Source organism: Stenotrophomonas maltophilia, assembly GCF_039555535.1.
In the GTDB taxonomy this organism is placed as follows: domain Bacteria; phylum Pseudomonadota; class Gammaproteobacteria; order Xanthomonadales; family Xanthomonadaceae; genus Stenotrophomonas; species Stenotrophomonas maltophilia_Q.
In genome coordinates this window covers 1,238,407-1,252,036 of record NZ_CP154630.1, presented here as the reverse complement: position 1 = coordinate 1,252,036, position 13,630 = coordinate 1,238,407, and the positions used below count along the sequence as shown (strand labels likewise).

General features: G+C 66.9%; 8 protein-coding genes. 2 read left to right on the top strand and 6 right to left on the bottom strand.

All coding sequences use genetic code 11. From position 1 onward, the window contains the following. Positions 1-52: 52 nt before the first annotated feature. The 5 genes from AASM09_RS05805 to AASM09_RS05785 all read right to left on the bottom strand — a co-directional run bounded on the left by AASM09_RS05805 (position 53) and on the right by AASM09_RS05785 (position 6,443). Positions 53-367: a hypothetical protein gene (locus tag AASM09_RS05805; RefSeq protein WP_049430031.1), complete on the bottom strand. Its 315-nt coding sequence runs from the start codon at positions 365-367 to the stop codon at positions 53-55. A gap of 140 nt (positions 368-507) precedes the next feature. Then, positions 508-894, bottom strand: coding sequence for an SseB family protein (locus AASM09_RS05800; protein WP_049430032.1), 387 nt, complete (start codon positions 892-894; stop codon positions 508-510). Between the two features lie 157 nt (positions 895-1,051). Next, on the bottom strand, positions 1,052-2,767 hold the full coding sequence (locus AASM09_RS05795; RefSeq protein ID WP_049430033.1) for an alpha-amylase family glycosyl hydrolase: 1,716 nt from the start codon (positions 2,765-2,767) through the stop codon (positions 1,052-1,054). Further along, the gene (locus tag AASM09_RS05790; RefSeq protein WP_049430034.1) at positions 2,767-4,254 is read right to left on the bottom strand and encodes an MFS transporter; all 1,488 of its coding nucleotides are present in this window, start codon (positions 4,252-4,254) and stop codon (positions 2,767-2,769) included. Before AASM09_RS05790 ends, AASM09_RS05795 begins: the two co-directional genes overlap by 1 nt. After that, entirely contained in the window at positions 4,251-6,443 is a 2,193-nt protein-coding gene (locus AASM09_RS05785; RefSeq protein ID WP_049430035.1) for a Six-hairpin glycosidase-like protein, read from the bottom strand. Before AASM09_RS05785 ends, AASM09_RS05790 begins: the two co-directional genes overlap by 4 nt. 237 nt (positions 6,444-6,680) lie before the next feature. Between AASM09_RS05785 and AASM09_RS05780 the strand changes: the two genes are divergently transcribed. Together AASM09_RS05780 and AASM09_RS05775 are read left to right on the top strand one after the other, a co-directional pair. Beyond that, on the top strand, positions 6,681-8,735 hold the full coding sequence (locus AASM09_RS05780; RefSeq protein WP_049430036.1) for a glycoside hydrolase family 97 protein: 2,055 nt from the start codon (positions 6,681-6,683) through the stop codon (positions 8,733-8,735). Between the two features lie 275 nt (positions 8,736-9,010). Next, on the top strand, positions 9,011-11,779 hold the full coding sequence (locus tag AASM09_RS05775) for a TonB-dependent receptor (protein ID WP_049430056.1): 2,769 nt from the start codon (positions 9,011-9,013) through the stop codon (positions 11,777-11,779). 212 nt (positions 11,780-11,991) lie between these two features. Here the strand turns inward: AASM09_RS05775 and AASM09_RS05770 are convergent, their stop codons facing one another. Continuing rightward, on the bottom strand, positions 11,992-13,605 hold the full coding sequence (locus AASM09_RS05770; RefSeq protein ID WP_049430037.1) for an alpha-glucosidase: 1,614 nt from the start codon (positions 13,603-13,605) through the stop codon (positions 11,992-11,994). Between the last annotated feature and the right edge of the window lie 25 nt (positions 13,606-13,630).

Here is a 13,630-nt window from a genome sequence, read left to right as displayed (position 1 = left end):
TACTGTAGTGCCGAGCCATGCTCGGCACATGGCCCGGACTGGCCGCGCGGATTCAGCGCGCGGCCTTCGGTCCCAGCAACGCCAGCAGTACGTACACCACGATCGAGGCGACGGTACCCAGCGCCGCCAACAATCCGAATGCCCACGCCGAGCGCCCCTGCTGCCGCGCCCACTGGGCCAGATGCCAGGCAGCGCCCAGGTTGATCAGCCAGGCAATGACGAACACCGGCCACAGCACCATGCCCACCGCGCGCAGCAGCGGCATGGCCACCAGGGCGGCAACGATGGCCGCGATCAGGAAGATCAGGGCCGAGCGGGAATGGCGTGATCGTGCCGGCGCGTCGGCGGGTAGTCCTCTGAGTTCCATGGCGAAGCCTCGATCCCGATGTCGCCCAAGGGGATCACGGACGGCGTTCGAAAGGAAGCCTTCTGTAGCGTCGAGCCGTGCTCGACTGATCAGGCATTGCGCGGAAGGCAGCCGAGCATGGGCTCGGCTCTACAGGACAATCAGCCCTGGGCGAAGTCCTTCAGGATTTCGCCGATACCGCTGGGCGAGATCTCGAAGCCCAGCGACGTGCCGGGGTTGATCACCACGCCGTAGCCACCCGGTACGCGGCGCAGCACGTCCAGCATCAGCCAGCGGATCTGGTGGGGGACCTGCTGGCTGTAAATGCCGACCCGCGACGGGTCGGTGAACACTGCCACGTGCAGGGTGCCCTGCTTGTCGAACAGCAACGGGTCGAAGCCGCTGCCGTCGGGGGTTACCAGGCTGCCGGTCAGCAGCACCACCTCGGAGGCAACGAAGGCCTCCATGAAGGCGCGGATCGGCACGGCACCGTCCATCGCCGCCTTCAGCAGGGTTTCGATCGGGGTCTGCGGGGCGAGGTCGGTCATGGCAACGGCGGGGAGATAGGGGCTCCTATTGTAGAGCCGAGCCTGCTCGACTGCTCGAAGAGCGTGCCAACCAAGGTTGGCATCTACCAGAGCGGGAGTGCCAACCGAGGTTGGCACCTACCAGAGCGGTAGCGCCGGGCCATGCCCGGCGGCGCCCTCACCGTCCCAGACGCTGGTCCCGAGCCTTCTGGTCGGTCATCGCCTTGTCCAGCTCGACCTGCAGCGCTGGCTGCTGCACGGCGGCATCCAGCACGTACACCTTCACGCCATGCGCAGGCACTTCGGCCTTCAGGGAGGCATCCACCTGCAACGAACCGCCGTCCAGCGCATCACGCCAGCGGCCAGCCTGGACGTAACGCGCCACGGTGAAGCTCCTGGCCTGGTCGCCCTTGTTCAGCAGCACCAGCGCGGTCTGCGCCACCTCGCCCTGCTGCAGCACACGGAAGAACACCGCCTCATCACCCTGCAGGCGCTCGTTCACCTGCAGGCCGCGCTGCAGCGCCGGGGTGGCTTCACGCAGTCGCGCGATACGCTGCAGCGGCGCGAAGATGGGGCTCTTCGGCGCCGCATCCACACGCGGCTGGCCGAAGTAGGCGCGGTTGCCGGCGTGCTCGGCGCGGCCACGCATGAAACCGGTCTCCGAGCCGTAATAGAGCACCGGAATGCCACGCGCGGTGAACAGCCAGTTGTGCGCGTCGATGAAGCCGTTGTCACTGGCCTGCAGGCGCGGCATGTCGTGGTTGTCGTAGAAGCTCATCAGCTCGTACGGGTTGGCGTACGGACCACCGCTCAGGTGCAGCGGCTCGGCCAGCATCTCAAAGCCTTTTCCGGCAGTGCCGAAGGTCTGCTCCAGCGCGCCACGCAGCGGGAAATCGAGCACGCTCACGTTCGCATTGGCCGGCCAGGTGTGCTCGGCGATGCGCGCGGCATCGTAGTCGAACGCTTCGCCGAACATGAACATGCCCGGGTGCTCGGCGCGGATTCGCTTGACGAAGGCGTGCCACCACGGGTGCGGCAGCCAGCCGATGGTGTCGATGCGCAGCGCGTCCACGCCCTGCGCGGTCCATTGCAGATAAGCACCGACCAGGTAGTCCATCACCGCCGGATTGTCCTGGTTGAAGTCGGACAGCTCGGCCAGGTTGCCATCGAAGATCGAACCGTCCTTGCTGTCGACCGGACCGATGTTGTTGTAGAACGCGTGCAGCGGGTTGTGCTTCGGGTCCAGCTTCTGCGGCGGCAGGTTCTGGTGGTCGGCAATCAGCGTTCCATCCTTGTCGAAGATCTGGCCGAACTGCGGTTGCCGCGTGGGCATGGTCCAGGCCGGCGAACCGTGGTTGCCGACGATGTCCAGCACCACCTTCAGGCCGGCGCCGTGCAGGCCCTTGGTCAGGCCGGCGAAGTCCAGGTCCTTGCTCGGCAGGTGCTCGTCGAGTGTGTAGAAGTTGATGCCCCAGTAGCCGTGGTAGCCGGTCTTGCCGCGGTCGGTCAGCGTGCTGGTGCAGCTGATCGGCTTGCTGCCGGTGAAGGCTTCATCCGGGTTGTCGACGATCGGCGTGATCCATACCGCACCGAAACCCAGGCTGCGGATGTACTGCGCATTGTCGAGCACGCCGCGGAAGTCACCGCCGAGGTAGCCGATGTTGCCGTCCACCTTGTCCGGGCACGGCACCGGGATATCGAAGGTGCGGTGCTTGCCACCCTGGTCGCGGTGATCGTTGGAGGGATCGCCATTGACGAAGCGGTCGGTGACCACGAAGTACACCGCATCGCTGGCGAACGGCTCGGTGGTACCAACGTAGTCCGGGCGCGGAGTGGCCACGGCCTGGCCGGCGAACAGGGCAAGGGAAACAGCAACAGCCAACGCAGCACGCATCACACCACCTCCGGACGGGACGGAACCCGCAGCACGCACAGGCCGGCGACGAACAGGCTGCAGCCGCCCAGTACCAGCACATGCATCGGCTGGCCACCCAGCCACGCGCGCAGCGCAAAGCCGAGCGCGCTGGCCGCGACCAGCTGCGGGATCACGATGAAGAAATTGAAGATGCCCATGTACACGCCCATCTTCGACGCCGGCACGCTGTCGGACAGCAGCGCATACGGCAGCGACAGGATCGACGCCCAGGCGAAGCCGACGCCGACCATCGACAGCAACAGCCAGTGCGGGTCGCGGATGAACATCAGCGACACCAGACCGGCGCCACCCAACCACAGGTTGACCAGGTGGCTCCAGCGCAGGCCGATGGCACGCACCATCGGTGGAATCAGTACCGCAGCCAGCGCAGCGAAGCCGTTGTAGGCGCCGAACAGTACGCCCACCCAGTTGGCGCCCTCGTTGTAGGCCGCCGTCTTCGGGTCGGCCGAACCGAAGTGGACACCAGCCACCGCCGCGGTGGTGTAGATCCACATTGCGAACAGCGCGAACCACGAGAAGAACTGCACCCAGGCCAGCCGCCGCATGGTCACCGGCATCGCTCGCAGGTCGCCGACGATGGCGGCCAGCATATGCGTGCCAGGCAGCGCGCGGGCCACGGCCAGCAGCAGGCCGTAGCCTGCACACAGTCCCGCCAGCACGTACAGCATCCTGTCACCCTGGCGCCAGGCGATCAGCAGGGCCAGCAGCACGCCCAGCCCCAGCCACAGCGCCACCTGCGTCCACGGTGCCGGTCCGCTGACAGCGCGCGCGGCATGGTGCGAAGGTGGCTCGGCATCATCGAATGCAGCCAGCTGTGCCGGCGAATACTCGCGGGTACTGACCACCGTCCAGGTGATCGCCGCCAGCAGCACCACCGCGCCGAAGTAGAACGCATAGCGCACGGTGTCCGGCACTTCACCGGCGGCAGCCGTATTGGCCACGCCGAAGTGGGCAAGGATGAACGGCAGGAAGCTGGCGACAATCGCGCCCACGCCGATGAAGAAGCTCTGCATCGCATAGCCGGTGGGCCGCTGCCGCGGTGCCAGCTGGTCGCCCACGAAGGCTCGGAACGGTTCCATCGACACGTTGATCGAAGCGTCGAGCACCCACAGCGTGCCGGCGGCGATCCACAGCGTCGGCGAGTTCGGCATCACCAGCAGGGCAAGCGTGGTCAGCACCGCACCGATCATGAAGAACGGACGGCGGCGGCCCCAGCGCGTCCACGTGCGGTCGGACAGGTAGCCGATCACCGGCTGCACCAGCAGGCCGGTCAGCGGTGCGGCGATCCACAGCCCGGGCACCGCCTCGATGTCCGCGCCCAGCGTCTCGAAGATGCGGCTGGCATTGGCATTCTGCAGCGCGAAACCGAACTGGATGCCAAGGAAGCCGAAACACATGTTCCAGATCTGCCAGAACGACAGCTGCGGTTTGGCGGGACGATTCATCGTGCGCCCTCTTCCACGGCCACCTGCACCACCTTCAATGCCAGCACCTGCGCCTGGTTGAGCACACCGTCGCGCCCGCCCTTGCCACCGGTGTAATGCGCGAAGTGTTCCAGCGCGCTCATGTTGAAACCCTCTTCAAGCGTGACCGTGCACGGTCCCTTGGGTACTGCGAACGTCGCCGCCGTGGAATCCTGAACGGCCACGCTGTGCGGCAAGGCAACCGTGTGCCGTTGCAGCGGCTGGCCCGCGCACTGCAGCGCCAGCTGCTTCACCGCAGCGGTGACGCCCGTATTGATCGGCCCGTTCGGGTTGGCGTACTGCAACCGCAGGCGTACGTGCCCGGCCTTGGCCGAAGTGAACTGCCAGCGCTGTCCCCCTTTCAGCCGCTGCTCCGGCCCGACACAGACCATCGGGCTGTGCAGCGATTCCAGCCGGCCTTCGCGGCGGGTCAGGCTGAGGCAGTGCTGCAGGCCATCGTCGCTGATGCGCGCCACGCCGTTGCTGGCAGTGACTGCCTTGCCGTCCTTCCACAGCACCTGATCGGCTGCCACCGCAACGTTCCAACCCGCGCCCTTGCGCAGGGCCTGCGGTGCCACCGGCGTGACCGGCGCACGGGCGTTGGCATCCGCAGTCGTGGCAGCGAAACCAGTTGCTGCCGGGGCGGCGACCAGCTGCACCGTCGTGATGCTGCCACGCGTGGTGGTCCTGCCTGACACCAGCAGGCCATCGCTTACGGTCTGCGGGCGCTCCAGCACGTAGCGCTTGCCGTTGGCCTCCAAGGTGATGCGGCGCTGCTTGCCGAACAGCTCGGGCACCAGGCTGGCCGGCAGTTTGGGCTGCACGCTGCCATCGTCCTGCACGCCGAATACACCTTCGACCACCATCGACAGGTACCCCGCCACCGACCACAGCTGCCGCTCGGAATTGACCACCGGGCCGCTCAGCGCGCCTTCCTCGACATGCACCGCCTGGCTGACCAGCTCGTAGTTCTCCATGTTGGAACCGGCCAGCGCGGCACCCTGCATCAGCGAGCGGATCTCGGCGGCGATGCGCGGCGCATCGTCCAGCTGCCGCGCTGCACGCAGCGAATAGGCGCTGACGAACGGCCAGATCGCACGGTTGTGGTAGATCGGCTGCTGCGCTTCCTGCGGCCAGACCACCGGGCTGCCAGCCGGCCCGATCGGGTACGCCGCCAGCGCACGGCGCGCACGCTCGGGCGGCAGCACGTCGGCCAGGATGCCCAGCGACAGGCCGAGCAGATCCACCTTGGCATACGGCACCGGGTGCGCGGCTTCACCGATGTAGCTCATGTACAGGCCGATGTCCTCGCGCCAGAAGCGCGCATCGATCTGCTGCGCCAGCGCGTCGGCCCAGGCCCTGTATTCGGCCGCACGGGCGTCACCGCGTTGGGCGGCCAGCTGCTCGGCCAGGCGCAGCGCCTGGTAGTGCAGCACGTTGGTGGACAACGCATAGGAATCACCGATGAAACGCACATCCTCGCGGGTCCAGTCCGGATAGGTCTGCTCACGCCAGTCCAGGAACGAGGTCTCGCCGCGGTACAGGCCCATCTGCGCGTCGAACACCATCGCCCGGTCCTGCGCCAGCGTACCCTGCAGCGCCTGCCAGACCTGATCGGCAAACGCCGGATCATCCAGCAGGTGGCGCGCGGCCAGGAACCACACCACGCGGTCGCTGCTGATCGGCCAGCTGCCGCCGGAACCGGTGTCCTGCGCCACGAACAGGCCGGGCGTGTGCCCGTCGCGCGCCGCCGACAGCTTGAACTGCAGCGACTGACGGGTGCGCAGGGGGTCCAGCCGCGCCAGCGCCAGGTCGGCGGCGAAGCTGACATCGCGGGTCCAGACATAGGGCCAGCGTGCGCCGGTCTGGAAACACTCGCACGGCACCGGCCTGCCTTCGTCGAAGGCAGGATCACGGATCGCGTCCACGCGGTCCTGGTCCATCTCCTGCTGGGCAAGCGCGAACAGTGCATCGAACATCACGCTGCCGGTGCGGCTGCGCATCGGTGCGGCTGCGATCTGGACTGCCCCCTTCGGCGCATGCAGCACGAAGCTGCCGTTGGCAGCGGCTTCGGCGCGCGCGTGGCGGCCGTCGAATTGCAGGTCGGCCGCCTGCGCGGTCGATCCCAGCGCTGCCCCAAGGGCAGCGGTCAGGCAAATGATCTTCAGCATCGAAGCGGCGGACCGGCTTGCGCCCGTCGGCCTCCCTCCCTCTCTGCACGCGTTGTAGGTCCGTACCGTCGTTGCCGGCGGGCGGGCGCGGCCCCTCCCTCAAGGGGCCTTGGCCCCATGGTAGACGCGGGGCTGTCGACTGCGCCCAGCTGCATACGTATTCATGGCGCTGCGCGGTAGCGCGCCGGCTGCGCTGGCTTATGGTCCGGGTCTGCCAACGGCGCCTTGGGAGGGGAAATGCCGATGTCACCCACTGCTGTACGCAGCGCGCTCGCGCATGTGTTCGGCCTGGCATTGCTGGGAATGGCGGCGCTGTCGCAGGCTGCGCCGCAGGTTGTCAGCGTCGAATCGCCGGGCAAAGTGCTCAGGGCCAGCCTGGTGCTGGACGGCGGCACGGCGCGCTATCGCGTCGAGCGTTTCGGCCAGACCGTGGTGGAGGATTCGAAGCTGGGCTTCGCCCTGCGCGACGGCCGGCTGGATCGTGATTTCGCGGTGATCGGCCAGCAGCAACGCAGCGTCGACGACCGCTGGGAACAGCCCTGGGGCGAGCGCCGGCTCACCCGAAACCACTTCAACGAACTGACAGTTCAGCTGGCCGAGAACACCGGCAACAAGCGCCGCCTGGATGTGGTGTTCCGCGTCTATGACGACGGCCTCGGCTTCCGCTATGTGTTCCCCGAGCAGCCCAACCTGCGCGAGGCGATCATCGATGACGAGCTGACCGAGTTCGCCATCGCGCCGGAATCGACCGCCTGGTGGATTCTGGCCGGCGAGCCGATCCACTACGAATACCTGTACCAGCGCACCCCGCTGCGCGAAGTGCCGCTGGTACATACGCCGATGACCCTGCGCAGCCGCGATGGCCTGCACGTGGCAATCCACGAGGCCGCGCTGGTGGACTACGCCGGCATGTGGCTACGCCGCACCGAGGGCCAGCGCCTGCGCGCGCAGCTTTCGCCTGCGGCCGAAGGCTGGAAGGTGCGCCGCGCCCTGCCCTTCGCCACACCGTGGCGCACGCTGCAGATTGCTGACCGCGCAGGTGGGCTGGTCGAATCGGACCTGATCCTCAACCTCAACGAGCCCAACGCGCTGGGCGACGTGAGCTGGGTGAAGCCAGCCAAGTACCTGGGCGTGTGGTGGTCGATGCACCTGGACAACGAGAGCTGGGCGACCGGGCCGAAGCATGCGGCCACCACCGCCAAGACGAAGAAGGTGATCGACTTCGCCGCTGCGCACGGCTTCCGTGGCGTGCTGGTGGAAGGCTGGAATCCCGGCTGGGACGGCATGTGGGTGGGCAACGGCTACGAATTCGATTTCACCCGCGCCACGCCCGATTTCGATATCGACGCGCTGTCGGCGTATGGCCTGAAAAAGGGCGTGCACCTGATCGGCCACCACGAAACCGGCTGCGCCATCGAGCACTACGAGGATCAGCTGGGCGCCGCGCTGGACCTGTACGCACGGCTGGGCGTGGACCAGTTCAAGACCGGCTACGTCTGCGACGATGGCCAGGTCGACCGCCGCAACCCAGCCGGCGGCCCGCTCTGGCGCGAGTGGCACGACGGGCAGTTCATGGCCCGCCATCACCTGAAGGTGGTGCAGGAGGCCGCGCGCCGGCACCTGTCGGTGAACCCGCATGAGCCGATCAAGGACACCGGCCTGCGCCGCACCTACCCCAACTGGATCTCTCGCGAAGGCGCGCGCGGCATGGAGTACAACGCCTGGGGCCAGCCGCCGAACCCGCCGGAGCACGAGGTCAACCTGGTCTTCACCCGGATGCTGGCCGGGCCGATGGATTACACCCCCGGCATCCTCAGCCTGAAGGGCCGCCACGGCCTGGCCATCCCCAGCACGCTGGCCCGCCAGCTTGCCCTGTACGTGGTGTTGTACAGCCCGATCCAGATGGCCGCCGACCTGCCCGAGCACTACCTGCAGCACCGCGAGGCGTTCCGCTTCATCGAGGACGTGGCGGTGGACTGGGAGCAGAGCCGCGTGCTCGATGGCGAAGTGGGCGACTACGTGACCATCGTGCGCCGCGACCGCAACAGCCGCGACTGGTTCCTCGGCAGCATCACCGATGAACACGGCCGCGTGCTGCCGGTGTCGCTGGGCTTCCTGGAACCCGGCGTGCGCTATCGCGCAGAGATCTACCGCGATGGTGACGGCGCCGACTTCCGCAGCAACCCGTTCGCATTCGCCCGGGAAACCCGCGAGGTGACCAGCGCCGATGCCCTGACGCTGGTGCTGGCGCCGGGCGGTGGGCAGGCCATCCGCTTCACGCCGATCCGCTGAACGTTTTCCTGCCTGCGCCCCCGTAGCGCCCGAGCCCACGCTCGGGCGGCGGTGCGCAGCACCGAAATGCAGCCGAGCATGGGCTCGGTTCTACAGAACGAGACACTTGAAAGCGATTACACCCCTGCAAACGCCATTGAATACGTATGCAGGGTGATTCCCGCGAAGAATGCGCTGCCTACCATAGCGGCGACGACAGCGGCCACCGCGTCGCACGTTCACGGCACCGCCGGAACGCTCACAGATCGATCTGCAACATTGCCTGGGAGGGGAAAATGTTGAACCACAAGCACAGTGCGCTGAGTCTCGCGCTGGCCGTTGTGCTGGCGCCGACGCTGGCGTCGGCACAGTCCACGCAGAGCACCACCACGCCGGCCGGCACCGCCGCCACCAACCTGGATACGGTGCAGGTCACCGGCATCCGCCGCGGCATCGAGAGCGCGATCGCAGTCAAGCAGGACGCCACCTCGGTGGTCGAGGCGATCTCCGCCGAAGACATCGGCAAGCTGCCCGACGTCAGCATCGCCGAATCCATCTCGCGCCTTCCCGGCCTGGCCGCCCAGCGCGTTGCCGGCCGTGCGCAGGTGATCAGCGTGCGCGGCCTGTCACCCGACTTCGCCACCACCCTGCTCAATGGCCGTGAAGTGGTCAGCACCGGCGACAACCGCGGTGTCGAGTTCGACCAGTACCCGTCCGAGCTGGTCAACGGCGTGACCGTCTACAAGACCCCGGACGCGGCCCTGGTCGGCCAGGGCCTGTCGGGCACCATCGACATGCAGACCGCACGCCCGCTCAGCTTCGGCGAGCGCGTGATCGCGGTCAGCGGCCGCTACCAGAAGAGCTCCCTGGGCCGCGCCGCCAACATCGATCCGTACGGCAATCGTTTCAGTGCCAGCTACATCGACCAGTTCTTCGACAACACCCTGGGCATCGCCATCGGTTACGCGCACAGCGACATGCCGATCCAGGAGAACCAGGTCGGCCTCTACGAGCCCTGGACCACCGAGCACACCGACAAAGGCCAGCGTCGCGGAATCGCGCCAGGCACCTACTTCACCGACGGCATCAAGGCGTTGCGCCGTACCGGCAACAACAAGCGCGACGGCGTGATGGCGACGATCCAGTTCCGCCCGAGCAACAGCTGGACCAGCACCTTCGACGCGTTCCACACCGAAGCCGAGCAGATCGACACCGCCAACCAGTTCGAGCTGAGCCTCAGTGGCAATGGCGAGGACAGCAACAATCCCAACGCGATCCTGCCGGTGTTCAGCAATGTCGGCCGCAATGCCGATGGCAGCTTCACCGGTGGCACGATCAGCAATGCGTACCCGCTGGTCCGCGGCATGTACAACAAGCGCAAGGACAAGATCGACGCGTTCGGCTGGAACAACGAGTTCAACGTCGGCGGCGTGAAGCTGGTCGCCGACCTGAACTACTCGAAGGCGACCCGCCGCGAGATCAATCTGGAAAACAACCTGCAGCTGGTGCCGCGCCCGCAGTTCGACACGATCGGCCTGGTGGTGAACAACAACAGCTTCTCGCAGATCACGCCGGGGCGTGACTATTCCAATCCGGACAGCCTGTTCCTGACCAACACGATCTATGGTTCCGGCTACGGCAAGGTGCCGGAGGTCGAAGACCGTTTGAAGGGCGCAAAGCTGGCGGCGACGCTGCCGGTTCCCGAAGCCATGTCCAGCTGGTTCTCGGATGTGGACGTGGGCGTGAACTATGCCGACCGTCGCAAGCAGAAGGCCCAGGCCGAAGGCAACATCCTGCTCGGCGCCCAAGGCGAATCCACCATCGCCCCGGACCTGCAGTACCGGCCGGTCAACCTCGGTTTCGCCGGCATCGGCTACATCCCGTCGTGGAACGTGCCGGCAGCGGTGGGTCGCTACATGACCTTCAATCCGGTCGACAACCTGGACTACCTGATTCCCAAGTCGTGGACGGTCGAGGAGAAGATCACCACCGCGTGGGCACGCCTGAACATCAACACCGACATCGGCGTGGTCGGCGTGCGCGGCAACATCGGCGTGCAGATGCAGCACACCGACCAGAGCTCGGATTCGCGCTACTGGGACAGCTCGCAGCCGGCGGGCAGCAACATCCAGCCCTTCTCTGCCGGCAAGACCTACAAGGATTGGTTGCCGAGCTTGAACCTGGTGTTCATGTTCCCGCACCAGCAGACGCTGCGCTTTGCCGCCGCCAAGCAGGTGGCGCGCCCGCGCGTGGACCAGATGCGTGCCGGCCTGGAATTCGGCGTGGATACCAACAACGGCCGCCCCGGTGGCAGCGGCGGCAATCCGCTGCTGGATCCGTGGCGCGCAACCGCGCTGGACCTGTCCTATGAGAAGTACTTCGGCGAGAAGGCCTACGTGGCTGCGGCGATCTTCTACAAGGACCTGAAGAGCTACGTCTACACGCAATCGGTGGACAACTATGACTTCAGCGGCCTGCTGGGCAACTACCTGCCGCCACCGGGCATGACCGCACCGGTGCTGACCACCGGCACCTTCTCCACGCCGCAGAACGGCAAGGGCGGCACGTTGAAGGGGCTGGAACTGACCGGGTCGTTCCCGCTGGAGATGCTGACCGACAGCCTGCGTGGCTTCGGCGTGCAGGCCAGCGCGACCTTCAACAAGAGCGACATCACCATCCTGGATCCGGAAAGCGCCTCCAGCGTGGGCAGTGACCCGATCAGCCTGCCCGGCCTGTCCAAGCGCGTGTACAACTTCACCGCCTACTACGAGCGCAGTGGCTTTGAAGCACGCGTGAGCCAGCGCCGCCGCTCGGACTTCATTGGTGAGATCGGCAACTTCAACGGCAACCGCACGCTGCGTTACGTGGTGGGCGAGAACGTGACCGATGCACAGATCAGCTACACCTTCAGCGACAGCAGCAGCCTGCGCGGGCTGACCCTGCTGCTGCAGGGCAGCAACCTGACCAACGAGCCGTACCGCACCTATGCCGGCAGCAAGGACCGCCCGCTGGAGTACATCGAGTGGGGCCGCACCTACATGCTGGGCGTGAACTACAAGTTCTGAGGTCGTGCCGGGCCCTGCCCGGCGCCCCGGACTCGGTAGTGCCGGCCGCTGGCCGGCAACAGAAAACAGGGAGCAGGACCGGAAACCCGCTGCGCAGGCAGCGGGTTTTCTTTTGCGCAAAGGCTGGCCGTTGGTCGACAGGGCCCCGCCCACAAAAAAGGGACGGGGCGCTTCGGCCCCGTCCCCGCAAGTACCGCCACCGGAGAAAACGGTCAGCTGCGTCGGGCGCAATACACCGCGCGCGGCGGCAGCTGGAGTTCATTGCCCTGCACCGTGCCCGCATCCGGGCCCGGCACCGCCACCTGCTGCCAGTTGCCCGGCGGCAGCGGATGGCGCACCGCCTCGGCCGACAGGTTGAAGGCCAGCAGAAGGGTTTCATCTGCAAGCATACGCTCGAACAGCAGCACTGGCTCGGTACTGTCGATGAAACGGATGCTGCCATGCAGAAGTGCCGGCTGACTGCGCCGCCAGGCCAGGAATGCCCGGAACGCGGTCAGCACCGAGTGCGGGTCGCGTTCCTGCACGGCCACCGCCGCCGCCCGGTGCTCGGCCGGAATCGGCAGCCACGGCTGGCCGGACGTGAAACCGGCCAGCGGCGCATCGGTCCACGGCATCGGCGTGCGGCAGCCATCACGGCCCTTGAAGTTCGGCCAGAAGGTGATGCCGTAGGGGTCCTGCAGGGCCTCGAACGGCACCTCGGCCTCGGCCAGGCCCAGCTCCTCGCCCTGGTACAGGCACACCGAGCCGCGCAGCGAGCACAGCAGCGCCACCAGCATACGCGCCAGCCGCGGGTCGGCCGGGTGCCCGCCCCAACGGCTGACCGCCCGCTCCACGTCGTGATTCGAAACCGCCCAGCACGGCCAGCCTTCGGTCATCGCCGCTTCCAGGCGGGAGACCGTGTCGCGGATGTAGGCCGCGCTGTAGTCGTCCACCAGCAGCTCGAAGCTGTAGCCCATGTGCAGGCGGCCGCCCCGGGTGTACTCGGCGGTGGTGGCCAGCGAGTCCTCCGAGGAGATCTCGCCCAGGCTCACCGCGCCCGGGTACTCGTCCAGCAGCGCGCGCAACTGCTCCAGGAAGGGCAGGTTCTCCGGCTGCGTGTTGTTGTAGTAGTGGTACTGGTACGCGTAGGGGTTGTCCGGGCTGAAGCCGCGGCCCACGCGCTTGTCGGCGGGCTTTGGCGGGTTGTCGCGCAGCTGCGCGTCGTGGAAGCAGAAATTGATGGCGTCCAGGCGGAAGCCGTCCACGCCGCGGTCCAGCCAGAACCGTACGTTGTCCAGGGTGGCCTGCTGCACGTCCGGGTGGTGGAAGTTCAGGTCCGGCTGGTCGACCAGGAAGTTGTGCAGGTAGTACTGCTCACGGCGCGGCTCCCACTGCCAGGCGCCGCCACCGAACAGCGACAGCCAGTTGTTCGGCGGGGTGCCGTCCTCGCGCGGGTCGGCCCACACGTACCAGTCGGCCTTCGGATTGCTGCGGTCCTGACGGCTCTCGCGGAACCAGGCGTGCTCGATCGAAGTGTGGCTCAGCACCTGGTCGATCATCACCTTCAGGCCCAGGCCGTGCGCCTTGGCCAGCAGGCGATCGAAGTCGTCCAGACTGCCGAACAGCGGGTCGACGTCGCGGTAGTCGGCGATGTCGTAGCCGAAGTCGGCCATGGGGGACTTGAAGAACGGCGAGATCCAGATCGCGTCCACGCCCAGCGCGGCAATGTGGTCCAGCCGCTCGATGATGCCCGGCAGGTCGCCCACGCCATCGCCGTTGGCATCGAGGTAGCTGCGCGGGTAGATCTGGTAGATGACGGCTCCGCGCCACCATGGATAGTGCGACATCGACAGCCCCCCTCCGGGCATGCAG